Raw genomic sequence first — 24252 nt, 5'->3', positions numbered from 1 at the left:
GGCTTATCAGCCGCCCGCTGCGGGATTGAACACCGCGGCGAGACGCGCCTTGCTCTCCTGCAGGCTCTCGTTGTCATTGAGCCCTTGGCGCAGGTAGCGCACCAACGTTGGCTGCAAGGCAATCGCCATGTCGGTTTCCCGATCACCACCGGCCACGTAGGCACCGACGCTGATCAAGTCGCGACTCTGCTGGTAGCGCGACCACAATTGTTTGAAATGCTGAGCCTGCCCCATGTGTTCAGGACTGACCACCGAAGGCATGACCCGACTGATGGACGCCTCGATGTCGATCGCCGGGTAATGCCCTTCTTCGGCCAGACGACGGGACAACACGATGTGCCCGTCGAGCACACCCCGTGCGGCATCGGCAATCGGATCCTGCTGATCGTCACCTTCAGACAGCACGGTATAGAACGCAGTAATCGAGCCGCCCCCCGCCTCGGCATTGCCGGCGCGCTCCACCAGTTTGGGCAATTTGGCAAAAACCGACGGTGGATAACCTTTGGTGGCGGGCGGCTCGCCAATGGCCAAAGCGATTTCCCGCTGAGCCTGAGCGAATCGAGTCAACGAATCCATGAGCAACAGAACATTTTTGCCCTTGTCGCGAAAGTATTCGGCAATGCGTGTGCAATACATGGCAGCCCGCATCCGCATCAGGGGCGCATCATCGGCGGGTGAAGCGACCACCACCGAGCGCTTGAGCCCCTCTTCGCCGAGGATATGCTCGATGAACTCCTTGACCTCACGCCCCCGCTCGCCGATCAGGCCAACCACGATAATGTCGGCTTCGGTGAAGCGCGTCATCATCCCGAGCAGCACGCTCTTGCCCACGCCGGTACCGGCGAACAGACCGAGACGCTGACCACGGCCGACGGTCAATAGTCCATTGATACTGCGAATACCCACATCCAGGGGCTGGCTGATCGGGTTGCGCTTGAGCGGGTTAATGGTGGGGCCATCCATAGGCACCCAGTCTTCGGCTTTCATTCCGCCTTTGCCATCGAGCGCACGTCCGGCGCCATCGAGGACCCGACCCAGCATCCCCATGCCCATCGGCAAACGACCGGTATCGGCCAGCGGCACAACCCGCGCACCCGGTGCGATGCCGGCAACACTGCCCACCGGCATCAGAAATATCTTGGACCCGGAAAAACCCATCACCTCAGCTTCGACTTGCATCGGGTGATAACTGTCATCGTTGATCACCAGGCACCGACTGCCCATCGCAGCCCGCAAGCCTTCGGCTTCCAGGGTCAAACCGACCATGCGCAACAAACGACCTTCCACCACCGGCTGACCTGCCAGCTCGATGGCTTCGACGTAGGAACCCAGACGCTTGCCGAAGCTGGTTCGGTCAAGGCGCATCTGGGTCTGCTTTTTCAGGAGAGGCGTCATCTGCAATGACGGGGGCGTCGACGACGGTATCCAGATCGAGGCTCATGTCCGCAGGCGCAGGGTGCAAAGCCTGATCGTGCAGCTGATCGAACATTTTCGCCAACGCTTGCGAGATACGGGTTTCGATGGTCGCGTCGATCCGGCTGTGCTCGGTTTCGACCCGGCAACCACCTGCCTGAAGGGTATCGTCTTCGACGATGCGCCAGGTTTCTTCATGGCGTTCACGCAGGGCTTTGACCTGGGCGAAATCCTGAGGATTGATGAAGATGCGTACGTTCTGCGCGCCCATTGGCAACAGCTTCAAGGCGTCGCGCAATACCTGACCGATATGACTGGAGTCAGTGGTCAACTCGCGCTGAATGACTTGCCGGGTAATGTGCCCTACCAGTTCGACCAGCGACTTTTCAATCTGCGTGTCCTGCTCGGCGATAGGCTCGAACAGGTGGACCATCAATTGTTCAAGGCTCGCAAGCTTGGCGCTCAAGGCTACGTCGGCCTCTTGCCGGACCTTGAGCTGGGTGCTGTGAAAACCCTCTTTCTCACCCGTGGCAAAACCTTCGTTGTAGGCTTCCTGACGAATGCCTTCCAGCTCTTCAAGGGTCAGCGGCTGGACTTCGTCCAGAGGCACTTCTTCCATCTCCGCCGGCTCTGCCTCAACCGGTTCAGGCTCTGGCGGCGCTTCACGGTGCGGGTCGAAACTGGGCAACGACCACACATCAAAGCCGCCGACATCCTTGGCGCGGATCAGATCGCTGGGCGGCTCTTTGTTGGAGCTAAACATGTAGTGATCCTCAGATCATCTCTTCGCCGCCCTTGCCACCGAGAACGATTTCTCCGGCTTCGGCCATACGGCGAGCAATAGTGAGGATTTCTTTCTGCGCGGTTTCCACATCGCTGACGCGCACCGGGCCTTTGGCCTCGAGGTCGTCGCGCAACAATTCGGCAGCACGTTTGGACATGTTCTTGAAGATTTTTTCCTTGATCGCTTCGTCGGAGCCCTTGAGCGCCAACACCAGCACATCGGAAGACACTTCGCGCAGCAACGCCTGAATACCACGGTCGTCGACATCGGAAAGGTTGTTGAACACGAACATGAGGTCTTCGATCTGACCAGACAGGTCCCCATCGACTTCGCGGATCGAGTCCATCAACTGGCCTTCGATGGAGCTGTCGAGGAAGTTCATAATATCGGCCGCACGCTTGATGCCGCCCAAGGTGGTGCGCGATGTGTTGGAATTGCCGGAGAACTGCTTTTCCAAAATCTGGTTCAGCTCTTTCAACGCCGCCGGCTGCACGGTGTTGAGCGAGGAGACACGCAGAATGATATCCAGACGTACCTTGTGATCGAAATGACCAAGCACTTCACCAGCCTGATCCGGGTCGAGATAAGCCACAACGATGGCCTGAATTTGCGGGTGTTCATAGCGGATCACATCCGCAACCGCCCGAGGCTCCATCCATTTCAGGCTGTCCAGACCACTGGTATTACCCCCCAGCAAGATCCGGTCGATGAGGCCGTTGGCTTTGTCTTCGCCCAAGGCCTGGGTCAGCATTTTGCGGATATAACCATCGGAGCCTACGCCGAGACTTGTCTGGTCGCCGACGATCTCGACGAACTCGCTCATCACCTGCTCGACTTCCTCGCGGTGCACATTGCGCATTTGCGCCATGGCGACACCGACCCGCTGAACCTCTTTAGGCCCCATGTGCCGGAGCACCTGAGCGGCATCGGTTTCACCGAGGGAGAGCAAGAGAATGGCAGCCTTGTCGACCTTGGTCATCTTGGCGGTAAGCGCTCGATTGTCACTCATCTGCGTTAATCCACTCTCTCACGACCTGAGCCACACGACCTGGATCTTCAGCCACCAGGCTCTTGATTGCGTTCAACTGTGCGTCATAACCCTCGCTTGGGCTAGGCAGCAAAATACTTTGCGGCCCGCCAAGGCTGACACGATCATTGGACAGTTCGCCGCCCAGACCGCCCATGCCACCGAGTTCGGCATCACCATCGGCGCCAACCAGTTGCCGGTTCTTGCCACTGGTAATGTTGTTGAGCACCGGCCGCAGAACACCGAACACCAGCACCAGGATGAACAACACACCCAGCACTTGTTTGACGATGTCCCAGAACCACGGATGGGAATAGAACGGAATATCAGGAATTACTTCGCCACGATCGGTAGAGAATGGCACGTTGACCACGCTGACGCTGTCGCCGCGACTGGCATTGAACCCAACTGCGTCCTGCACCAGCCGGGTGAAACGCGCCAGTTCGTCGGCGTTCCAAGGCGTGAGACTTGTCTCGCCTGTCTTGGGATCGACTTTAACCCGATCATCCACCACCACCGCCACAGACAAGCGGTTCACCCGCCCCTGCTGCTGCTTGGTGTGGCTGATGGAACGGTCCAGCTCAAAGTTCTTGGTCGACTGCTTACGCTTGTCCGCTGGATAAGGTGCCAGCATCGGCTGACCGGTCGTCGGGTCCATGATCTGCTGACCATTTGCGTCAAGCAGCGGTTGACCCGGCTGTATGGAGCCTGCGGCCGCAGCACCCGCACCCGCCTGCTGAGGCGCGCTGGCCGGACCAGGCGGCTGATTGCTCAGCGCGCCCGGAACGCCCTGCGGACCACCACCGGACGAACGCTGTTCGTCGACCGACTGTTCGCTGCGCAACGCAGGTTGATCAGGGTTGAAGCTTTCAGCTGTCGACTCAACGGCACTGAAATCCACATCGGCCGAGACTTCGGCCTTGTAGCGATCATTACCCAGAATCGGCTGGAGGATGTTCTGTACACGTTGGGTGAGCATGTTCTCCATGCGGCGGCTGTAATCAAATTGCTTGCCGGCCATGGTCAATTCGGAGTTTTCAGTCTGGTCGGACAGCAACGTGCCCTTCTGGTCGACCACGGTAATCTGCGACTTGCTCAGCTCGGGAACCGCCGTTGCCACTAGGTTGATAATCGCCATGACCTGGCCCGGCTCCAATGAGCGGCCGGCGTACAACTCGATCAGTACCGAAGCGCTCGGCTTACGCTCGTCACGCACGAACACCGAACTTTTCGGGATCGCCAGGTGCACGCGTGCACCCTTGACGTTATTGAGGCTGGAGATGGTCCGGGCAAGCTCGCCTTCAAGCCCGCGACGATAGCGCGTGGCCTCCATGAACTGGCTGGTACCCAGGCCCTGGTCCTTGTCGAGAATTTCGAAGCCGATGTTGCCGTCGCCTGGCGCTACGCCCGCGCCAGCCAGTTTGATCCGTGCACGCTGCAAGTCATCGGCCTTGACCAGCAAGGCGCCAGAATTCGGCTCGACGGTGTAAGGGATATCAGCAGCCGCCAGCGTGTCCATGACCTGCTTGGCGTCCATACCGGCCAGACTGCCGTACAGCGGCCGATAATCAGGCTGCTGGGACCAGAGCACCACGGCAAAACCAATCGCCACGCTCGCTGCCAGACCGACCATAAGGCCAACCTGACGCAACATGGTCATCTCGGAGAGATTTTCCAGAAAGGACAAACCAAACAACGGCGGCTTACCTTGAGGGGCACCCGATTTGGCCGGCACGTTATCGGTGACTGCTTCAGCCATGACTCAATACGTCCTTAAACCGGCATCTGCATGATGTCTTGATACGCTTGAACCAGTTTATTGCGGACCTGGGTCAACGCCTGGAACGAGACGCTCGCTTTCTGCGAGGAGATCATCACGTCAGTGAGGTCAACGCCGCTTTTGCCGATTTCGAACGCATTCGACAATTGATTAGAGGCTTGCTGAGTATCGTTGACCTTGTTGACGGCCTGGCCAAGCATATCGGCAAAGCTGCTGGCGCCGATTTCCGGGGTGCTTATTGCTTTTGGCATAGCCATGGCGTCCATTTGCATGGAGCGCATGTCTAACATCAAGCGATTAAATTCAACACCTTGGCTCATGACGTTTCTCTCACTAGGGGCCGCAGATTTTTGACACTCATTACGCGGTTATATATGACAAAGCAACAAGAGTGCCAGCCAAGTGATGGCCTTTAGCCGCAACCTGCACATCCAATAGTATGAAGTCTGTAGGAACACGCGCCAGCCTGCGAATAGCGTGATGCGGTGCGCCTTATACACCACACGGCATCAAGTAGCGAATAGAGACGCTTCAACATCCATCCCTGCATCGCGCATTTGCGCCAGTTTGTAGCGCAAGGTCCGAGGACTGATACCCAAGCGTTCCGCCGCTTCTTTGCGGCGGCCGTGCTCAGCGCGCAGGGTGTCGATGATTATCTGGAACTCGCGACGCCGCAAGTCATCACCCAGCGCCCCGGCAGATTCGCCGATCTGGTTGTGTGACGCCACGCCATCGACGGGAGGCACTGACACTGAAGGCATCGGTGCCGGCGCGACTACCCGTGGCTGCGTCGGAACGCCCAACGCCGGCACTGGCGAAGCCGTTACCGGGCCCGCCAGACAGAAATCCTGTGCCTGAACCACCCCACCTTGCTGCAGGATCAATGCCCGCTGAATCGCGTTATCCAGCTCGCGGACATTGCCTGGCCACGGGTAGCCGACCAGACAGGCTTGCGCGTCCGCCGACAATCGTACGGCGGCATGTTTCATTTTATTGACGTGCTTGGACAGCAACCGCTCGGCCAGCGGCAGAATATCGGCAGTCCGCTCACGCAGTGGTCGCCAAGCCAGCGGAAACACCGAAATCCGATAATAAAGATCTTCGCGAAAACGCCCTGCCGCCACTTCTGCGGCCAGATCGCGGTTGGTGGTTGCCAGCACACGAATATCCAAGACGATGGGCTTACGCCCGCCCACCCGCTCCACTTCCCGCTCCTGAAGCACACGCAGCAATTTGGCTTGCAGACCGAGGGGCATTTCAGAAATCTCATCCAGCAGAATGGTGCCGCCATCCGCCTGTTCAAACTTGCCCGCCTGCGCCGCGATGGCACCGGTAAACGATCCTTTCTCATGACCGAACAACGTCGCTTCAAGCATGTTGTCCGGGATCGCGGCGCAATTGATCGCAATGAACGGTTTGTTAGCCCGAGTAGACTGCTGGTGAATAAAACGCGCCAACACCTCCTTGCCTGTACCGGACTCACCGGAAATCAGCACCGTCGAATCGCTTCTGGCCACTCGAGCGGCCAGATCCAGCAATTGCGCGCTGGCCGGCTCGAAAGCCACCGGCCCCTCGCTGTCAGCAGGTCCGGGGCGACCCAGTGCGTGCCGTGCTACCAACTCCATCAATGCCTTGGGCTCGAAAGGCTTGACCAGATAATCCGCGGCGCCCTGACGCATCGCATCCACCGCACGCTCGACCGCGCCGTGCGCGGTCATCAACAACACAGGCAATTGCGCATGACGGCTGCGCAACACGCTCAACAATTGATGACCATCCATGCCAGGCATGTTGACGTCGCTCACCACCAGACTGAAGGACTCCTCAGCCACGGCCTCAAGCGCCTCTTCAGCCGAACCGACGGCACGGAAGTCGTGCCCGGCCAACATCAAGGTTTCACCCAGCGCCTCACGCAGTGAAGGGTCATCCTCGACCAGCAAAACCTTGATCGCCATCAGTTGACTCCCGCGTCACGGGTACCCGGAATCAAAGGCAAGGTAACAATCGCGCACGTGCCACGACCGGGACGAGAGCGAAATTGCAGTTGCCCCTGGTGTGCACGGGTGACTGCATTGACCACCGCCAACCCCAGACCGGTGCCGGTAGACTTGGTGGTAAAGAAAGGCTCGCCGATGCGCGCCAGTGCCGAGGCGTCGATCCCGCTGCCGTTGTCACTGATGCATAAACGCACCGTGTTATCGCGGCTGTAGAGATGGATTTTCAAGCGCGTTTTTCCTGCGCTGGCCTGCACCGCGTTCTCAATCAAATTAAGCAGCGCGCCCACCAGCGTGTCGCGATTACACAACAACGCGCCTTCGCGGCTGTCGCACTGCCAACGTACCGATAGACCCTGCACATGGGTTTGCGCCGCCGCCTGCAAGGCCTGGAACAATAGGTCGGGTGCAAGACGATCGGTCATCGGCAACTCGCCACGCGCAAAGACCAACATGTCGCGCACCTGATGCTCAAGCTCGTGCAAACGCTCTTTCAAGCGTCCGGCAAAACGTTGCTGAGTCGCCACCGGCAACTCCTGCTCGGCCAAATGGCTGGCATAGATCAGGGCTGCGGACAGGGGCGTACGAATCTGATGAGCCAGCGAGGTGACCATCCGACCCAGCGAAGACAGGCGCTCGTGACGAGCAAGCTGGCCCTGCAGGTGACGGGTTTCGGTCAAGTCATTGAGCAGCACCAACTGCCCCGGCTCCGTATCCAGTGAACGCGTGGCAATGGACAGGCGTCGCCCATCCTTGAGAGACACTTCGTGACCATCATCTTCGCGCGGCGCGAAACACCGGCTGATCACCTGCCGCCAGAGCATGCCCAGCAGTGGCTCACCCAACAGGTCGCACGCCGCAGGGTTGGCCTCACGCACCACGCCCTGACCGTCCATGACAATGACCCCACCGGGCAACAGCATGAGCAAGTTTTGCAGGCGGTTAGCCAGACGTTCTTTTTCCGCCAATTCCTGCATTCGCTGAGCACTGACGACTGCCAGTTCCCCCTTGAGCTCCGTCACCCGTGCTTCAAGCAAGCTGTAGGAGTCACTCAACTGGCTCGACATCTGATCGAACCGCGAGAACGCCTGCTCAAGCCCGGTCCGGTTTTCCGGCTCGAGGGACGGCTGCGCCTCATAAGAAGAAAGGGCAGAAGACATCTGGGCGGCCTGGGGCATAGTGGTCTCTCGCATGGCGAACCGTCATTAAACGGTATGTATAAAGAGACATAGCAATACCCGTGCCTAAAAAAAAACCCTGATTTATCAGGGGTTTGATTATCCGAGAAGAATAGAAGCGTCAATCCTCCGCCTGTTCATCCCCATCACGCCGGCTCATGCCGTATTTGCGCATTTTTTCCACCAGCGTTGTACGGCGAATACGCAAACGCTCAGCCGCGCGCGCCACAATGCCGCCAGCATCGTCCAATGCCTGCTGAATCAGGCCCTGCTCCAACCCACCCAGATAGTCCTTGAGATCAAGACCTTCAGGTGGCAACAAGGCGCTGGAAGCAAAGTTGGGCGTGTGACCGTTGATAGCGACCCGCTCTTCCAGGTCAGTGCGAAAGCTATCAACCAGCTGCTCGTCTTCATCGTCGACGTAACGGAATTTTTTCGGCAACTCGACGACGCCGATCACCCCATAGGGATGCATGATCGCCATGCGCTCGACCAGATTGGCCAGCTCACGAACATTGCCCGGCCAGGCGTGACGACAAAGCGACATGATGGCCGCCGAGTTGAAACGGATCGAGCCACGCTTTTCGTGCTCCATACGCGAAATCAATTCGTTCATCAGCAGCGGAATGTCTTCGACACGCTCGCGCAACGGGGCCATTTCGATCGGGAATACATTCAAACGGTAATAGAGGTCTTCACGGAACGTACCAATCTCGATCATGTGCTCGAGATTCTTGTGCGTCGCCGCAATGATTCGCACATCGACGCTCTGCGTTTTGTTGCTGCCGACCCGCTCGAAGGTGCGCTCTTGCAGCACACGCAACAGCTTGACCTGCATAGGCAGCGGCATGTCGCCAATTTCGTCGAGGAACAAGGTGCCGCCATTGGCCAGCTCAAAGCGCCCGGCACGACTGGTGATCGCCCCGGTAAACGCGCCCTTCTCATGGCCGAACAGTTCGCTTTCCAGCAGCTCGGCGGGTATTGCACCGCAGTTGACGGGAACGAACGGCGCATCGCGACGCTTGGAGTGATAGTGCAGATTGCGCGCGACCACTTCCTTACCAGTACCGGACTCGCCGAGGATCAGCACGCTGGCATCAGTGTCGGCAACCTGCTGCATCATTTGCCGAACATGCTGAATCGCGCGACTGGTACCCACCAGGCTGCGAAACAGGTTCGGTTCACGATGACGACCACGCTCACGGGCATGATCGTACATTTCACGATAAACCTGGGCACGGTGTAGGGAATCGAGCAGTTTGCTGTAGCTGGGCGGCATTTCCAGAGACGACAGCACACGACGGCGCAAGTCATCTGGCAGGTCGGCGGAAGAAAATTCTCCCATTAACATGACAGGAAGGAACTCATCCCAGGCAGCGATGGTCTTAAGCAGTCCTTGAAGAGTACCCGGAGCGCTCACTTCGCCCACCAGCACGCAAAGCACTTCTCGAGTAGAGGTCAAAGAACCGACGACCTGCTGCCAATCAAGGCTTGAGCAGGACAAATTTTCTTCGCCAAGAAAATTTAAAATGACCGCCATATCGCGGCGGCGCAGGCTATCGTCATCAATCAGCAGAATCTTGATTTCACGCCACATGCAATAGCAACTTCCCTAGTCAAACTCAATGCCCATGAAATGGGGGCAAGCTTGGCGTCTACGACCCATATGGCGATTTAGACGTCAGAAAATAGTAAACCGCACTAGTTAAGTCAAAAATCCGCGCACAGTCAAATTTATGGCGAATATATTTTTTCGATCAACCAAGCGTCAACCGAACAGATGGTAAACCTTTGCTGCGGTTTTCGCTTGCTGGATCTGCGTCATCTCATCGACGATTGCTTGACGCTCACCCGTAGCAACCTCAATCAGCTGTCGATATACCCCCAACAATCGCTCCAGATTGCCTCTCACTTCGGTTTCGTTTAGCGGAACCTCGCTGATCACATCGTCAACACAAGCGCGGCAAGCCAGATCCAGCTGCCCAATAGCCTCCCAGTCGCGTTCAGCCAATGCACCGACCAACGCTTCACGGGTTTCTTCGATACGCTGCAGTACAGCACTCATGATGACCTCCTCAAAACAGCACGCTATAGGGTAGCAATGGCATCCCAGCCATCCTTGACCGTGCCCAGCAAGTCACTGACTTCGTCCAGGGCTTTCGGGTCGCTGTGAATATTGGCTTCTGCCAGGCGCTTCATCATATAGACGTAGAGGTTGTCCAGATTACCCAGAGAGTCAGCCGACTTCTCCAGATCCAGACCTTCGCGCAAACCGCCCACGATGCCGATGGCCTTACTGATCAACATACCCTTGCCAGGAATGTCCTTACGCTCCATCGCACCTTTGGCTTGAGCGATACGATCCAGACCGCCTTCCATCAGCATTTGCACGAGACGGTGGGGACTGGCTTCGGAAGTCTGGGCTTGCGCACCAATCTTCTGATACTGCCGAAGAGCTAACATCGGATTCATGTTCTACCTCATCAAAACTCAAGAGTTCATATACCCAAGGTATCGACGCAACGCCCCAAAACTTTAGGCCAGAAGCCAAAAAGCCCGGCATGCTTTAAAAGCAGCCGGGCTTTCGGTGCCGAGGCGGTAATTAGCCCGACTTCGACGCGCTCAACGCAGTGAAGAATGACGTGATACTGGTCGAAGTCGCCTTCATCTGCCCCACCAACAGGTCCATCGCGTTGTATTTGGCTGTCAACGCGGCGGTCATATTGGTCACCCGCAAGTCCAGCGCAGCCTGCTGGCTGGTGAGGGCATTCCTCTGCGTGGTCAAACTGCTCGAACGCGCATCGAGAATACCGCCCGCCTGAGTGTAGGGCTTAAGGACCGCGCCCATCCGCGCCAGCAGGCCGTTGGTACTCGTGGTACCGCTGAACAACTGCTGAACCTGGCCGCCCAGACTCTTGCTGGTCATCGCTGTCGTGAACTTGGTGCTATCGAAGGTCAGCGTACCGGCCTTCTGGTCCGTCTGGATACCCAGTTGCGAAAGCACCGACAACTGACTGCCTGGACCAGGCGCAACCAACTCGTCACGCAAAGACGCCAGCAATGTCCGCGGCAGAGAATCACCGGTCATTGCAGCGGCAACAGTGAGGTTGCCGCTGCTGTCAGCAGTGGCCTTGGTCAAGGAGGTAATGGTCTTGACCACTGTGTTGTAGGCGTCGACAAAGGACTGCAATGAGGTTTTCAAGCCATCGGTATTGGTCGCAACCGTCACCGTCGAGTTGCCAGCGGCAACCAATGTCATGCTCAAACCACTGATTGCATTACTCACCGTGTTGGACGAACTCTTGACCGCCAGCCCATCAATGGTGAGATTTGCATCCAGCGCCTGACTACCGATATAGCCTGCACTGCCAGGAACTGTTGAATCGAGCGGAATATTCTTGGCGATAGTCAGCCCAGCAACATCACTGGTGGTGGTGATATCCGAGCCAGCACCCGTGGTCGCGGAACCAAATACCAGACGCGAGGCACCTGTGCTATCCGTCACGATGTTGGCGCTGACGCCGCTGGTGGCTGCCTGTGTGTTTACCAAATCACGAACCGACTGCAAGGTCGAACCCGCCGGAATAGTGAAGCTGGTCGCAGTGCTATTTTGAGTGATAGTCAAGTTACCACTCGGAATAGCACTGGCAGCACCTCCAGAAAAAGAGGCCGTGGCAACTTTGGAGCTGGTGGCCAGATTTTTAACAACAATGCTGTAACTGCCGTTGACCGCCGTGTTGTTGGAGGTCGCGGTCAAAGTTGCAGGGGTAGACGAGGTCGCCGCAAAACCCGAAAAAGCCGGGTTGGTTGCACTGCCAAGATTGGTCAACGCCGTTTGGTAGGCAGCCAAAACACTTTTCAGCGAACCCACGCCGGAAATCTTCGATGTCGCGAGTGCGGTTTGCTTGGTGATCTGGGTTTGCTTGGCCGACTTGTCGGCATTGACCAATGCAGTGACGATAGTGCCGATATCAAGGCCCGAACCAAGACCTGTACTTGGAACAATTGGACTTGCCATGTGCGTCTCCTTTCAGTTTTTCGTCGGTCTTTTGACCACTACAACGAACCAAGGAATATACAGACACTATTCATGCCAGCGTCAAGCTTTTGCGTTGAACAACACGCTGCTCGCATTACTCAAGTTATCTGCCAATTTCAGCGCCTCCTCTGAGGGAATCTGCCTGACCACCTCACCCGTTTCACTGGCGATCACTTTCACGACCACTTTGCCGGACGTTTCATCAATCGAAAATTCCAGGTTGCGCTTGACCGATTGAACGAACTTCTCAATTTCTTGCACGGCTATTTTCAACTTGCCCGAGTCAGATTCCTTGCTCGCAGTCACCGCCGCCACATTATCAACCTGAGGCGCCACAGTCGGTTTATTTACGGCACTGCCCAACGGAGCAGCAGCAGGGTAAGACAAGTTCAGCTTGACACTCATATCCATGTCCATCACCTCGATAAAGTAAAAAAGCGAGAGAGCACGACAAGCGCACCCCCCCGCCAAAACTTATCCCGAAATTACTGAAGCAGTTTCAGTACAGCGGAAGGCAACTGGTTGGCCTGAGCCAAAACAGAAGTGGAAGCCTGTTGCAAGGTTTGAGCCTTGGTCAACTGAGCAGTTTCAGCAGCAAAGTCAGTATCCTGTACACGACCTTGTGCAGCGGTCACGTTTTCAGTGATGTTCTGCAGGTTAGCAATGGTGCTGGTCAGACGGTTCTGCGAAGCACCCAGGTTTGCACGAGTCTTGCCGATAGAGGCGATGGCCGCATCGATTGCAGTGATTGCGTTATCGATGTTAGCGTTCGCGCCGCTGACGCTGGCGCCGGTCAGTGCAACAGTACCGCTGGCTACGCTGAGGCTCGTGGCGTCGAACTTGCTGCTCAGAACCAAGTCAATCTGGTTAGCAGTACCTGTGTTGGAACCTACTTGCAGGGTCATGGTACCTGCAGAACCGTCCAGCAGGTTCTTGCCGTTCAAGTTGGTGCTGGCGGAGATACGAGTCAATTCGTCGGACATCTGGGCGAATTCTGAGTTGGTCGCAGTCTGGTCAGCAGTGCCGTTAGTGCCGTTACGTGCCTGAACAGCCAGTTCACGCATACGTTGCAGAATGTTGGTGGATTCCTGCAGAGCGCCTTCAGCGGTCTGAGCCATCGAGATACCGTCGTTGGCGTTTTTCACTGCCACGGTCTGACCACGGATCTGGCTGCTCATACGGGTAGCGATCTGCAGGCCGGCAGCGTCATCTTTAGCGCTGTTGATTTTCAGGCCGGAAGACAGGCGAGTCATGGATTGAGAAAGAGAGCTCGCCGCGTTATTCAGGTTTTTCTGAACAGAGAGGGATGTAACGTTGGTGTTTACGCTTAAAGACATGATGAGTTCCTCAATGATTGGGTACTGCGGCTTCCGGCCCTGGCAACCGCCGGGTGTGGCCTAGAGAACCTTCGTAATAGTTATCGTCGAGATAGCAAGGAGCTTGAGGGCTTTTTAAAAAAATATTGCCACCACTCTGACATCCCTACAGCTGTCGGGGACTGCAGAGCACCTCCGCTCCCCCTTTTACCCGCCGTTAACCAAACGTCAGCCCTGCACCCCCAGCCATTTGAGGACTGACATCCTTATTCAGATGCCAGTCGTGGGCACTCGCCCGAAGGCGTTCTCTTTATTGCAGCAACTTAAGAACCGCAGCCGGTAGCTGGTTGGCTTGAGCCAAGACAGCCGTCGAAGCCTGTTGCAGCGTTTGCTGCTTGGTCAGTTCGGCTGTTTCCGAGGCGAAGTCGACATCTTCGATTTGGCCGCGCGCAGCCGTGGTGTTCTTTACCATGTTGTTGAGGTTGGAAATGGTGCTGGCGAAGCGGTTTTGCTTGGCACCCAGATTGGAACGAGCGGCATCAATGGTTTCCAGGGCCTTGTCGATGGAGATGATAGTTGCCTCGATGTTGTCGGCCATGGCTTGATCGTTGAGCGGTTTGCTCTTTTTATCCAGTTCGGTTGCGTCCTTTAAAATTGTCGTCGCACCATCAGCTTCCGTTTTTGCGGTAGCCACAGCGGCTTGTTGAGCCGTATAGGCAGCAGGATCAGCAACCGCATCAATCGCACCCAGTGCAGATTCAGCAGCAGCAAGTGCTGTATTTTTCTGTAGAGCATCATCGGTCATTTTTTCCGTCACATTGATCGGCAATAGATTTCGACTTCCGCGCCCATCAATCGCAAGAGCCGTGTACTCGCCCTTTACAACCTCTACGGAGCCGGTTGTCTTATCGTCGCCCAACACAGCAGCAGCGCTTTTAGCCGCTATAAACAACGATTCGGCAGAGAAGTCGTCCGAGAGCGAGAGGCTGATCTCCTCAGTTCTCCCCACGTTGGCGCCCACATGAAACGTCATCGTCCCGGCACTGCCATCCAGCAGCTTTAAACCACCACCGAACGTGGTGCTCTTCGAAAGACGGGTCAGCTCTTGAACCGACTGATTGAACTCGGAATTGAGTGCATCCCGCTCCTTCTGACTGTTGTCACCGTTTTTCGATTGAATCGCCAGCTCACGCATCCGCTGCAGGTTGTTGGTCGACTCCTGCAACGCCCCCTCCGCCGTTTGCGCAATGGAAATTGCATTGCCCGCATTTCTGGCCGCAACCGTCATCCCTTTAATCTGGGTCGTCAGGCGACTCGCGATTTGCATGCCTGCGGCATCGTCCTTGGCGCTGTTAATCCTTAAGCCTGAAGACAAGCGCGCCATCGAAGTACTGACGGCATCAGAAGAGCGGTTCAGATTTCGCTGAACAGACAACGACGCGACATTGGTATTTACGGTTAAAGCCATTGTGAAATTCCTCGCAAAAAAGAGATTGCGGGCTTCCAAAAACAGGCTGCATCCGGCACGCCCTGAAAACCTACAAAATGTTTATCGGAAAAATTACAAGCGGCTTTAACAGGCTTTTTAAGACTGTTTGGAAATTATAACAATTACATACCCGACATTTGTAGGGTGTTTCGGTTATAAGCGTGGATTTTCAAAGGTTTTATTTTTTACGAATTTTTTTGCAAAAAAAGATGAAAAAAAATCGAAAAAAACCTCCCCTCACACATTTTTCGAGCGGGGACGAGAGAAAAATTCGTGACGTATCCGGAACGGGGTCGTGATGGGGAGTCGGGCAAGGGACACATCTATGCAAAAGCGTCGACCGGGCAACCTGAACGCGCCCGAACTACGATTCACTCTCGAGTAACGCCACCAACTCATACTCTAGGTAGTCAGCCAACCCCAACCAGTCCAGCCCTTCCTGGCAGGCCAGCATCGGCGGCAATAACTGCAACCATTGTTGTTGCGCTGCTGGCGAGCCCCGACTTAACAGACTCTGCGCGCGGTCGAACACGTCGACCATAGCCAATGCCGCCTCGACATTACGCCCAAGACGAAACAGCCCGGCACACTGCCGACAGTCGAGGACACACTGCGCATGCGAGCTCATTGGCAGAACTCCAGGTCATAGGCCGTACCGGCGATCATCGCGCCTGCCCGGCTGCTGTTAAAAAAGCGCACCTCTGGATGCCCGGCAATGTAACGTTCCAGCTCGCCCAGGTAGCGACGAAAATTGAGCTGCGTCTTGACGCGCTGCCCATGACCGTCGAGCACCCAGTGCTTGGCGAGGTCAACCCCTGGGCCTAGCTCGCCATCATTCCAACCGGCGTGAGTTCTGTTCATCGGGAAGGCAAAGTCGGCTCCGAACAAGGTGATTTTCGCCGCGCCCATCCTCACCGCTAGATCCACTGCGGGGTGAAGCACACTGCCGCCAACGTACAACTGCGCTTTGGCAATTTGCTGGCGCAGCGCGGCATAGATGGGGCTGGCGGAATAGCCGACATAGCGCGGGCCCTTCCAGGCCTGGAGCACCTGCGGATCACTCATTGGCATATACACCAGGGGGATAGAATCGGAGTCCGACGGCGGCAAGTGCCGAGCAGTGATCCCCTTATCGATACTCACTACCAAGTCCGGTTTGATGCCGCGCTCAATTAACGGCCGATAGGCCGTATCAACACTAACAAACAGAGGCCGCTGTGCCTGCGCACGAATAGCCAGAAGCTTTTCGAAGTGGTGTTCAAGGCTCGGCCCCGTACCGATCACATAGACTTCCTGGCCCACCTGCGAGCCGAACAGCTCAGCGATATCACGATCACTGCGCAACAGCTCCAGGCTGTCCTGCAAGCGCTGGAGAATAAGCGGCGATTGCGGATCGAACTCACGGTTATTGAAGCTCAGGTGCACTTCGCTGATTAGTCGATCACGAATCCGGGCATTAAATTCATCCGCCAATTCCAACTCGGATGGCAGCGCAAAGAACGGCAACTGGATTTCCCGGTAATCGGCGGCATAGCTCAGTTCGACCCGCGGATCGCTGAGCCAGGGCGTTTGGTCAAGTAGACCAAGAACCAAAGCGAACAGCCCACCGTTAAGAATGTGCACCTGCAACCGCAGTAGCTCGGGATTTTCCAGCAAGACCTGCTGCAGATCACCCAGACCCGTGCCGTACACATGCAGCATCGGACTCTCAGGTGGCAGACTGGCCGCTTGCAGGCGAGCTTCGGCGGTGCGGTCATGGCGGCTGGTCAGCTGAATACCGGAAATCCTCAGGGTTGAACCCAACCCTTCCACCAGTTCGGCCTGCAATGATTCACGGTCTTCAGCCAACAACCGGGAGAACACCTCCGGCCAGCGCGCCTGAAGCACCTCGGCATTTTGCTGAAAGCTCTCGCTCATGCTGCCTCACTCAAAACGTACGCAAAAAAATAGCGCTCAAGGTTAACTCACCTGAAGCGCCATTTTAGAAGCCTATGCGATCAAGACCGATGAATGATCGCCGAGCCCCAGGACAAGCCGACACCAAAGCCACTCAACGCAACCCGATTCCACTCACTGTCGAGCACGTGTTTTTCCAGCAACAAAGGAATGCTCGAAGAAACGGTATTACCGGTTTCGAGCATGTCCTTGAGAAACTTCTCTGGGTCGCCTTCGAAACGCCGGGCCACAGCATCGACAATCGCCGCACTGCCCTGGTGAATACAGAACGCGTCGATGTCGTCCGAGTGCAAGCCAGACTCATCCAGCAACTCGTGCAGGTGCGCGGGCACTTTAAGCAACGCGAAGTTGAAGACCTGACGGCCATTCATGAAAAATACGCCGTTGCTGACCTTCAGGTGCGGTGCGCCGGAACCGTCGGTGCCGAACTTGGCCTTGCCCAACTGCCAGTCAGCCCCCTCGCCCATCCACGTGGCCGTCGCAGCATCGCCAAACAGCATGGTGGTATTGCGATCTTCGGGGTCGACAATTTTCGAGTACGGGTCGCAGGTCACCAACAGACCGTTCTTCAGCCCTGCGGCATCCATGAAGCCCTTGAGCGCATAGAGACCGTAGACGTAGCCCGAACACCCGAGGGAGATATCGAACGCGGCCACATGGGTCGACAGGCCGAGTTTGTCCTGAACGATGGCAGACGTGTGGGGCAAGGCCTCTTCGTCGCCGTTCTGGGTAACGACGATCAGCACGTCGATGGATTCGCGCTTGAGGTCAGGATTCTTTGCAAACAAGGCGTTGACGGCCTCGACGCACAGGTCAGACGTTTCTTGCCCGGCGTCTTTGCGCGGCAGAAACGCAGAACCGATTTTGCCCAGAATGAACTCTTCATCCTTGGCGAACTTAGCACCTTGTGCGTAGTTATCGACGCCGGCTACGGGCACGTAACTCGCTATGCTTTTTATGCCAATCATTATGGCTTCCCAATAATAAACAGCTGAATATCACCGTTCTCTGCAATCGAGAGCGCTGGCCAACAGAGATTTCCTGTCGTCCTCAAGGAGCGACAGCGAAGGAAATAAATGGCCATCGCCGGGCCAATAAAGGGCCGAGCGCCATCATTTCCTATTAATACAATACAGTGAAGATGCGCGTTATGACTCACAGGTCACGCTATTTTGCCGAATCAGCCACAGAAGCCGTTATTCGACCAACGACCAGTCAAGAGGTGTACCCCGTTTCAAGGCTTGTCCAGCGCATCGCCCGATGAGCGCATCGCGGTGTTTCGGGGCTAATCCAAAGCCCGGACGGATGGCTCTCAGGTTGTCAGCACTGAAGACTTCACCTGCAACCATGTCCCGAGTCACATACAGTGATCGGCGATAGGCCAGTGACGGGCGCTCGGCCTCGGTAACGCCATAATGCACGTGCCCCATGGCCTGCCAGGCACGTTCGGTTTCAATGACCAGACTGGCCATTTCGGCTGGCTCAAGAGAGAAGCTGGCATCCACCCCGCCGGCGGCTCGATCCAGCGTGAAATGCTTTTCGATCACCGTCGCCCCGAGCGCCACGGCTGCCACGGAAACGCCAACGCCCATGGAGTGATCGGACAACCCCACTTCGCAACCAAACAAATCGCGCAGATGCGGGATAGTGCGCACGTGACTGTTTTCTGGCGAGGCCGGATAAGTACTGGTGCATTTGAGCAATACCAGGTCCTTGCAACCGGCAGCACGGGCTGCACGGACCGTCTCGTCCAGTTCGGCAATGCTCGCCATGCCGGTCGAGATGATCAACGGCTTGCCGGTCGACGCGACCCGGCGAATCAACGGTAAATCGGTATTTTCGAAACTGGCGATTTTGTAAGCCGGCACATCCAGGCTTTCAAGAAAGTCCACCGAACTGTCATCGAATGGCGTCGAAAATGCCAACATCCCCAGCGCTTTGGCCCGGGCAAAAATCGGCGCGTGCCACTCCCAGGGTGTGTGGGCTTTCTCGTACAACGCGTAGAGGGACGACCCCGCCCACAGGCTATTGGGGTCCTTGATAAAAAACTCGCCGCGATCAAGGTCCAGAGTCATGGTGTCGGCGGTGTAGGTTTGCAGTTTCAAGGCGTGAGCACCGGCCTTGGCCGCCGCCTCAACAATCTGTAGCGCGACCTCAAGCGACTGGTTATGGTTGCCACTCATCTCGGCGATGATGAAAGGCGCGGTATCGGCACCAATCGAACGCGAGCCTATCTTGAAACTAGTCATCGGCATGATCCTTTAAGACGCACTCGAAACGGCAGGCACTCTGCCGATAGCCCGCATCGCGAAACAGGTTGATCGACGCCTGATTGGCCGGCAGCACCTGCGCATCGATCACTCGTAGTTGCGGCCAGTGACGCTTGATGAATCGCGCCCCTCCGGCCAGTAGCGCCCTGCCCCAGCCTAGACCGAACCGCCCTTCGAACAGGTAGATCGATACTTCGGCCCTTGTATCCACCCTGTCATAGCGCAGCACGCCCACCGGCCCATCGACCGTTTCTGCAACCAGCAGCAGGCGTTGGTCATTCACGAGGGTGGCAGCCAACCAGATCAGATGACTGGCCCAATCAATGGCGTGCGACTCCACCGACCAGCGCCGGACCTCCTCAGCGTTGCGCCCATCGAACAGCAGACGTGCGTCGTCCATCGTCGCCGGGCGCAATTGCAGCACCTCTCCAGCCAGGGCCGCTGCCACACGACGTGCGCCAAGGCCATCAACCAATTGGCGAGAGTGCTCGGCAAAACTCCGGCGCAAACCCTGGTTGGCCAACAACACACTGATCGATTGACGCAATGACTCAACAGAAACCTGGTCACGCGGCCCCAGGTACAGGTGCGCGCCGACCTCAGCCAAACGTTCAGCGTTGGCCTGTTGATTGGCCGCCACCGCGATACAGATCGTTGGCAGTCCCAACGCGGCACGCTCCCAACTGGTACCGCCGCCCGCGCCGACAAACAGATCAGCGTGCGCCATCAATTCAGCGAACTGGTCCGTGTGGGTTTGCAATCGCCAGGTGGGACGTTCTGAGGCCAGTGCCTGCATCCGCGCCCACTCGGGGTTACCGGTGCCCGCAATAAAGTCGACTTCCAGACCATTGAGCTCACTCAGCGCCAACATCGCCTTCCAGGTTTCCCCTGCAGCATCGAAGCCGCCGAAATTCACCAGAACCCGACACGCCTGGGCCTGAATCGGCACGGGGTCGCGCTTGAACTCATCGCGAATCATGGCAAAGCGTGGGCCGAACAACGTTCGACACTCGGGTCCCACCCACGGCGCATAAGCGCTCGGCGTACCGCTGAAATTCTGATCGAGCAACAGATCAACGGCATGACGGCGGTTGGCCAGATCATCGATTGCGGCGATCCGTGGAGCCCATTGTCGGGCGGCGGTCTGCCAATGATGATCAAGGCCGTAGTGATCGACGATGATCCAGTCGAACGCCTCCTCTACCGTCAGCAACCGCTGCAGTGCCGCGATGTCCGCCTGCCAAGGCAACGCAGCTTCGATGTCTTGCCCGGCATTGGCTTGCTCAGCGTACGTCGCAGGTAACCCATAAGCGCGCCACCCTTGAGTCGCGAGATGATCGAGCAAATGCCCAGGCAATAAGCGACAGGCAAAAGCCACGTCGTGCCCGCCATCACGCAACACCTTGGCCAAGGTCAGGCACCGCGCAATATGGCCGCTGCCGATGGCGTGTGAAGCATCCGCGCGGATCAGCACTCTCACGACTCCAACTCCCCGCCAGCCAGCAACGCCGCATAAAGGTACTCGGCGCGGGTCCAGTCTTCTTCGCTGTCGATGTCCTGGACCAGATGCCGGGGCAAGATCACCGGCAAACTCTGCTCAGAAAACACTACATCGCCACGCAACCACGCCTCAGTACGACCCCAATAAAACTGTCCGGCGTCCTGATAGGCCACGGGCAGATCCTGGGATCGGGTTTCCCGGTACTGCGGATACAGTGGCTGCAGGGCACCCTGCTCATTCAGGCTCAGGGCGCGCTGCACGGCAAAGCCAAATTCGCACACGGAAAAGGCAAAGGATTTTCCCGGATTCTGCTCGAGGGTCGTCAAGCCTTCACGCAGATAGCGCCCTTGCAGCAAAGGCGCTGTGGCATAGATACAACAGGCGTAATCGAAGGAGTGCCCCTGCTCCTGCAGTGTCGCCAGCCCATGCATGATCACCGCCGCCGTCCCGGTGAAGTCGTCGGCCAATTGTGCCGGGCGCATGAAGGGCACCCACGCACCGTGAGCCCTGGCGATCGCAGCAATTTCTTCATCGTCGGTACTGACCACAACCTGATCGAACAGGCCACTCCGCAGCGCAGCCAGAATCGACCAGACAATCATCGGCTGGCCGTTGAACAGCTTGAGATTCTTGCGCGGGATCCGCTTGCTGCCGCCCCGCGCAGGGATGATCGCTACAGCTGTCACGGACGCTTTTCCAATAGAAACCAGTTGATGTCATCGGTCGGAAACTGCGGATCGCGGTGATAACTGAACCCATAGTCGAGCAGGTGCAGATCACTGTAGCGATCAAGCATCTCCCCGGCAAAATCACGCTTGAACAACTTGCCGCTGTTACCGCGATAGGACACCTCTACCGGCACCGGGTTGTAATACTCGCAAATCAGGATATAGCGTTGACTCAGTTGGTACAGCTGAGCGTAAGCCGCAGGCAACAGTTCAGGCGCCAGGTGAATCAGTACGCCTTTGCTCAGGGTCAATTGGAAAGTCCGATCATGTGGATAGTCGAACAACGAGCCATGCCATACATCCGCAATCCCCAGTGCCTGCGCACAGGCCTGAGCCTGAGCATTGATCTCGACCCCCTGTAACACGCACGTTGGCAATAGCTGATGCAACGCTTGCAGGTTATTGCCCGTGTTGGTGCCCAACTCCAACAGACTCTCTAGCCGTGAGGTTCGCGCCAGCGCTTTGGCAAACAACGCCAGATTGGCAGCGATCAGCGGCTGCCCCTGATTGCGCCCCGCGTATTGATCACCAAACTCACCCCGCCAGAACTGCTCTTGCTCACTTAATTCACGCATGCACTGCTCTCATCAACGGATCGGGGCAAAGCACTTAGCCAAGCAGGCTATGCAACTGCTCGATCACATAGTCTTGTTGCTCGTCAGTCAGGTCCGGGAACAGCGGCAAAGTGACCGCCTCGCCGAAATAACGCTCGGCCTCTGGATAATCGCCATCAGCGAATCCTGACTCGCGGTAGTAAGGCTGTAAATGCACCGGAATATAGTGCAGGTTCACACCGATTCCGGCAGCTCTCAACGCATCGAAAAGGTCTCGCTGGCTAAGTTTTACTTGATCAAACCGCACACGCACCACATACAGATGCCAAGCAGATTCGGCGCCTGCCTGCGCAGTGGGTAACACCAACGGAAGTTCAGCCAACAGTCGCTCATAACGCGCGGCCAATTGGCGCCGCCTCGCGATAAAACCGTCGAGCCTGGCCAACTGCGAAAGGCCCAATGCCGCGTGCAGGTCGGTCATCCGATAATTGAAACCCAACTCCAGTTGCTGGTAGTACCAAAGCCCTTGGCTGGGTACCGACATCTGCGACGGATCGCTGGTAATGCCATGACTGCGCAGCCGACGCAAACGCTCGGCAAGCTCTGGCCGATTGGTCAGGACCATACCGCCTTCACCCGAGGTAATAATCTTCACCGGGTGAAAGCTGAAGACTGTCATCGTCGCATGCGCGCCACAACCCACTGGGCGTCCGTCATAAGACGCCCCGACCGCGTGCGCGGCGTCTTCGATCAAGGTGAATGCGTAACGTTCGGCGAGCCCGGCAATGGCGTGCATGTCGCAGCTCTGACCAGAGAATGCCACCGCCACCACCACCTTTGGCAGTTTTCCGACGCGCTCGGCGGCTTCGAGTTTTTGCGCCAGCAAGCCGGCATCGAGGTTCCAAGTGTGTGGATCAATATCGACGAAGTCCACATCGGCGCCGCAGTAACGCCCGCAGTTGGCGGAGGCGACGAAGGTATTAGGCGTGGTCCATAGCCGATCACCGGGGCCCAAGCCTGCCGCCAGACAGGCGATATGCAGTGCCGCCGTGGCATTGCACACCGCAACTGCAAAATCTGCCTGACAACGCTCAACCATTGCCGCTTCAAAGCGCTCAATGGTTGGGCCCTGAGTCAGCCACGGCGACTTGAGAACCTCCACCACCGCGTCGATATCCGCCTGGTCGATGCTCTGTCGCCCATAGGGAATCGAGTATGAAGTCATGAGTGCAGCTCAGCGTGCAGATCCGCGATCTGCCCCACGCTCAAAAACTCTGGATTGGTATCGGAACGATACTCAAAGGTTTCGTCGACTTGGGCACCACACTCACCAAGGCCATTGACGGCATAGTCGACGTCGACGTTGGTAAAACGGATCGACGGCTGGATGGTGTAGTGATCGGAGAACTCCAGAGTCATTCGCGCATCGTCGAGCGGCACCATCAACTCATGGAGTTTTTCACCGGGACGAATCCCGACATTTTTATGCGGGAGATGCTCGGCCATGCCCAGGGCCAGATCGATAATCCGGATCGACGGAATTTTCGGCACAAACACCTCGCCGCCGTGCATGCGCGCAAAGCTGTCGAGCACGAACTGCACACCATGATCCAGAGTGATCCAGAAACGTGTCATGCGCACGTCGGTGATCGGTAACTCCCGCGCACCGTCGCTGATCAGCTTGCTAAAGAACGGCACGACTGATCCGCGAGAACCGGCCACATTGCCATACCGCACGACGGCGAAACGCGTTGGCTGGTCACCGGCAATGTTATTCGCCGCAACGAACAACTTGTCCGACAGCAGCTTGGTTGCGCCATACAAGTTGATCGGGCTGGCAGCCTTGTCGGTTGACAAGGCGATGACCTTTTTCACCCCGTTGTCGATGGCCGCAGCAATGATATTTTCCGCGCCGTTGACGTTGGTGCGGATGCATTCGGTCGGGTTGTACTCGGCAGCCGGCACCTGCTTCAAGGCTGCCGCATGCACCACATAATCGATCCCGCGCATGGCCAGACGCAGCCGTTCGGCATCGCGCACATCCCCCAGAAAATAACGCATGCACGGCGCGTTAAACGTCTGCTGCATCTCGTACTGCTTGAGCTCATCACGAGAGAACACCACGACACGCTTGGGCTGATACTGCTCAAGCAAACGGCGGATGAAGTTGCGACCGAACGAGCCAGTGCCACCCGAGATAAAAATTGATTTGCCGTTGAACAT

Annotated in this window: 23 protein-coding genes; all 23 read right to left on the bottom strand. The window is 57.0% G+C overall.

The genetic code is table 11. The features are described from left to right. Positions 1–6: 6 nt before the first annotated feature. On the bottom strand, positions 7–1365 hold the full coding sequence (fliI, locus tag K0F75_RS03415) for a flagellar protein export ATPase FliI (protein ID WP_219060442.1): 1359 nt from the start codon (positions 1363–1365) through the stop codon (positions 7–9). Further along, positions 1355–2176 (bottom strand): flagellar assembly protein FliH, encoded by an 822-nt coding sequence (gene fliH, locus K0F75_RS03410; RefSeq protein ID WP_219060441.1) that lies wholly within the window; start codon positions 2174–2176, stop codon positions 1355–1357. Before fliH ends, fliI begins: the two co-directional genes overlap by 11 nt. 10 nt (positions 2177–2186) lie before the next feature. Beyond that, a complete protein-coding gene (fliG, locus tag K0F75_RS03405) occupies positions 2187–3206 on the bottom strand; it encodes a flagellar motor switch protein FliG (protein ID WP_219060440.1) in 1020 nt (339 codons plus the stop codon). Next, the gene (gene fliF / locus K0F75_RS03400; RefSeq protein WP_219060439.1) at positions 3199–4983 is read right to left on the bottom strand and encodes a flagellar basal-body MS-ring/collar protein FliF; all 1785 of its coding nucleotides are present in this window, start codon (positions 4981–4983) and stop codon (positions 3199–3201) included. Before fliF ends, fliG begins: the two co-directional genes overlap by 8 nt. 14 nt (positions 4984–4997) lie before the next feature. Next, on the bottom strand, positions 4998–5324 hold the full coding sequence (gene fliE / locus K0F75_RS03395; protein WP_219060438.1) for a flagellar hook-basal body complex protein FliE: 327 nt from the start codon (positions 5322–5324) through the stop codon (positions 4998–5000). 189 nt (positions 5325–5513) lie between these two features. Next, entirely contained in the window at positions 5514–6959 is a 1446-nt protein-coding gene (locus K0F75_RS03390) for a sigma-54 dependent transcriptional regulator (protein ID WP_219060437.1), read from the bottom strand. Continuing rightward, on the bottom strand, positions 6959–8158 hold the full coding sequence (locus tag K0F75_RS03385) for a PAS domain-containing sensor histidine kinase (protein WP_219060844.1): 1200 nt from the start codon (positions 8156–8158) through the stop codon (positions 6959–6961). Before K0F75_RS03385 ends, K0F75_RS03390 begins: the two co-directional genes overlap by 1 nt. A gap of 139 nt (positions 8159–8297) precedes the next feature. Then, positions 8298–9773, bottom strand: a complete 1476-nt coding sequence (locus tag K0F75_RS03380; RefSeq protein ID WP_219060436.1) for a sigma-54 dependent transcriptional regulator — start codon at positions 9771–9773, stop codon at positions 8298–8300. Positions 9774–9944: 171 nt separating this feature from the next. Continuing rightward, positions 9945–10241 carry a flagellar protein FliT gene (locus K0F75_RS03375; RefSeq protein ID WP_219060435.1) on the bottom strand — a complete coding sequence of 99 codons (297 nt, stop codon included), beginning with the start codon at positions 10239–10241 and terminating at the stop codon, positions 9945–9947. A 23-nt stretch (positions 10242–10264) separates the two neighbouring features. Beyond that, the gene (fliS, locus tag K0F75_RS03370) at positions 10265–10648 is read right to left on the bottom strand and encodes a flagellar export chaperone FliS (RefSeq protein ID WP_219060434.1); all 384 of its coding nucleotides are present in this window, start codon (positions 10646–10648) and stop codon (positions 10265–10267) included. Positions 10649–10778: 130 nt separating this feature from the next. Next, the gene (fliD, locus tag K0F75_RS03365) at positions 10779–12194 is read right to left on the bottom strand and encodes a flagellar filament capping protein FliD (protein ID WP_219060433.1); all 1416 of its coding nucleotides are present in this window, start codon (positions 12192–12194) and stop codon (positions 10779–10781) included. An 81-nt stretch (positions 12195–12275) separates the two neighbouring features. After that, complete coding sequence (locus K0F75_RS03360) at positions 12276–12626, bottom strand: flagellar protein FlaG (RefSeq protein WP_219060432.1); 351 nt, start codon at positions 12624–12626, stop codon at positions 12276–12278. 74 nt (positions 12627–12700) lie between these two features. Then, positions 12701–13552 carry a flagellin domain-containing protein gene (locus K0F75_RS03355; RefSeq protein ID WP_219060431.1) on the bottom strand — a complete coding sequence of 284 codons (852 nt, stop codon included), beginning with the start codon at positions 13550–13552 and terminating at the stop codon, positions 12701–12703. A gap of 289 nt (positions 13553–13841) precedes the next feature. Further along, positions 13842–14999 (bottom strand): flagellin, encoded by a 1158-nt coding sequence (locus tag K0F75_RS03350; RefSeq protein WP_219060430.1) that lies wholly within the window; start codon positions 14997–14999, stop codon positions 13842–13844. A 385-nt stretch (positions 15000–15384) separates the two neighbouring features. Beyond that, positions 15385–15648 (bottom strand): hypothetical protein, encoded by a 264-nt coding sequence (locus tag K0F75_RS03345; protein WP_219060429.1) that lies wholly within the window; start codon positions 15646–15648, stop codon positions 15385–15387. Further along, entirely contained in the window at positions 15645–16937 is a 1293-nt protein-coding gene (locus tag K0F75_RS03340) for a motility associated factor glycosyltransferase family protein (RefSeq protein ID WP_219060428.1), read from the bottom strand. Before K0F75_RS03340 ends, K0F75_RS03345 begins: the two co-directional genes overlap by 4 nt. 80 nt (positions 16938–17017) lie before the next feature. Next, positions 17018–17944 (bottom strand): ketoacyl-ACP synthase III, encoded by a 927-nt coding sequence (locus K0F75_RS03335; RefSeq protein ID WP_219060427.1) that lies wholly within the window; start codon positions 17942–17944, stop codon positions 17018–17020. A 228-nt stretch (positions 17945–18172) separates the two neighbouring features. Further along, a complete protein-coding gene (pseI, locus tag K0F75_RS03330; protein WP_219060426.1) occupies positions 18173–19225 on the bottom strand; it encodes a pseudaminic acid synthase in 1053 nt (350 codons plus the stop codon). Next, a complete protein-coding gene (gene pseG, locus K0F75_RS03325; RefSeq protein ID WP_219060425.1) occupies positions 19218–20726 on the bottom strand; it encodes a UDP-2,4-diacetamido-2,4,6-trideoxy-beta-L-altropyranose hydrolase in 1509 nt (502 codons plus the stop codon). Before pseG ends, pseI begins: the two co-directional genes overlap by 8 nt. Beyond that, complete coding sequence (pseF, locus tag K0F75_RS03320; RefSeq protein WP_219060424.1) at positions 20723–21433, bottom strand: pseudaminic acid cytidylyltransferase; 711 nt, start codon at positions 21431–21433, stop codon at positions 20723–20725. Before pseF ends, pseG begins: the two co-directional genes overlap by 4 nt. Then, the gene (locus K0F75_RS03315) at positions 21430–22050 is read right to left on the bottom strand and encodes a pseudaminic acid biosynthesis-associated methylase (RefSeq protein WP_219060423.1); all 621 of its coding nucleotides are present in this window, start codon (positions 22048–22050) and stop codon (positions 21430–21432) included. The genes pseF and K0F75_RS03315 overlap by 4 nt, the downstream gene beginning before the upstream one ends. A gap of 34 nt (positions 22051–22084) precedes the next feature. After that, positions 22085–23254 carry a UDP-4-amino-4,6-dideoxy-N-acetyl-beta-L-altrosamine transaminase gene (gene pseC, locus K0F75_RS03310; RefSeq protein ID WP_219060422.1) on the bottom strand — a complete coding sequence of 390 codons (1170 nt, stop codon included), beginning with the start codon at positions 23252–23254 and terminating at the stop codon, positions 22085–22087. Beyond that, positions 23251–24252 carry a UDP-N-acetylglucosamine 4,6-dehydratase (inverting) gene (pseB, locus tag K0F75_RS03305; RefSeq protein ID WP_219060421.1) on the bottom strand — a complete coding sequence of 334 codons (1002 nt, stop codon included), beginning with the start codon at positions 24250–24252 and terminating at the stop codon, positions 23251–23253. Before pseB ends, pseC begins: the two co-directional genes overlap by 4 nt.

Source organism: Pseudomonas sp. UMAB-08 (assembly GCF_900095225.1).
GTDB lineage: Bacteria > Pseudomonadota > Gammaproteobacteria > Pseudomonadales > Pseudomonadaceae > Aquipseudomonas.
This window is presented reverse-complemented; position numbering and strand designations above follow the sequence as displayed.

What these genes read in the sequence shown, in the direction of transcription:
- fliI (WP_219060442.1), bottom strand. Translation starts at nt 1,365, where the DNA reads ATGCGCCTTGACCGAACCAGCTTCGGCAAGCGTCTGGGTTCCTACGTC.
- fliH (WP_219060441.1), bottom strand. Translation starts at nt 2,176, where the DNA reads ATGTTTAGCTCCAACAAAGAGCCGCCCAGCGATCTGATCCGCGCCAAG.
- fliG (WP_219060440.1), bottom strand. Translation starts at nt 3,206, where the DNA reads ATGAGTGACAATCGAGCGCTTACCGCCAAGATGACCAAGGTCGACAAG.
- fliF (WP_219060439.1), bottom strand. Translation starts at nt 4,983, where the DNA reads ATGGCTGAAGCAGTCACCGATAACGTGCCGGCCAAATCGGGTGCCCCT.
- fliE (WP_219060438.1), bottom strand. Translation starts at nt 5,324, where the DNA reads ATGAGCCAAGGTGTTGAATTTAATCGCTTGATGTTAGACATGCGCTCC.
- K0F75_RS03390 (WP_219060437.1), bottom strand. Translation starts at nt 6,959, where the DNA reads ATGGCGATCAAGGTTTTGCTGGTCGAGGATGACCCTTCACTGCGTGAG.
- K0F75_RS03385 (WP_219060844.1), bottom strand. Translation starts at nt 8,158, where the DNA reads ATGTCTTCTGCCCTTTCTTCTTATGAGGCGCAGCCGTCCCTCGAGCCG.
- K0F75_RS03380 (WP_219060436.1), bottom strand. Translation starts at nt 9,773, where the DNA reads ATGTGGCGTGAAATCAAGATTCTGCTGATTGATGACGATAGCCTGCGC.
- K0F75_RS03375 (WP_219060435.1), bottom strand. Translation starts at nt 10,241, where the DNA reads ATGAGTGCTGTACTGCAGCGTATCGAAGAAACCCGTGAAGCGTTGGTC.
- fliS (WP_219060434.1), bottom strand. Translation starts at nt 10,648, where the DNA reads ATGAATCCGATGTTAGCTCTTCGGCAGTATCAGAAGATTGGTGCGCAA.
- fliD (WP_219060433.1), bottom strand. Translation starts at nt 12,194, where the DNA reads ATGGCAAGTCCAATTGTTCCAAGTACAGGTCTTGGTTCGGGCCTTGAT.
- K0F75_RS03360 (WP_219060432.1), bottom strand. Translation starts at nt 12,626, where the DNA reads ATGGATATGAGTGTCAAGCTGAACTTGTCTTACCCTGCTGCTGCTCCG.
- K0F75_RS03355 (WP_219060431.1), bottom strand. Translation starts at nt 13,552, where the DNA reads ATGTCTTTAAGCGTAAACACCAACGTTACATCCCTCTCTGTTCAGAAA.
- K0F75_RS03350 (WP_219060430.1), bottom strand. Translation starts at nt 14,999, where the DNA reads ATGGCTTTAACCGTAAATACCAATGTCGCGTCGTTGTCTGTTCAGCGA.
- K0F75_RS03345 (WP_219060429.1), bottom strand. Translation starts at nt 15,648, where the DNA reads ATGAGCTCGCATGCGCAGTGTGTCCTCGACTGTCGGCAGTGTGCCGGG.
- K0F75_RS03340 (WP_219060428.1), bottom strand. Translation starts at nt 16,937, where the DNA reads ATGAGCGAGAGCTTTCAGCAAAATGCCGAGGTGCTTCAGGCGCGCTGG.
- K0F75_RS03335 (WP_219060427.1), bottom strand. Translation starts at nt 17,944, where the DNA reads ATGATTGGCATAAAAAGCATAGCGAGTTACGTGCCCGTAGCCGGCGTC.
- pseI (WP_219060426.1), bottom strand. Translation starts at nt 19,225, where the DNA reads ATGACTAGTTTCAAGATAGGCTCGCGTTCGATTGGTGCCGATACCGCG.
- K0F75_RS03315 (WP_219060423.1), bottom strand. Translation starts at nt 22,050, where the DNA reads ATGCGTGAATTAAGTGAGCAAGAGCAGTTCTGGCGGGGTGAGTTTGGT.
- pseC (WP_219060422.1), bottom strand. Translation starts at nt 23,254, where the DNA reads ATGACTTCATACTCGATTCCCTATGGGCGACAGAGCATCGACCAGGCG.
- pseB (WP_219060421.1), bottom strand. Translation starts at nt 24,252, where the DNA reads ATGTTCAACGGCAAATCAATTTTTATCTCGGGTGGCACTGGCTCGTTC.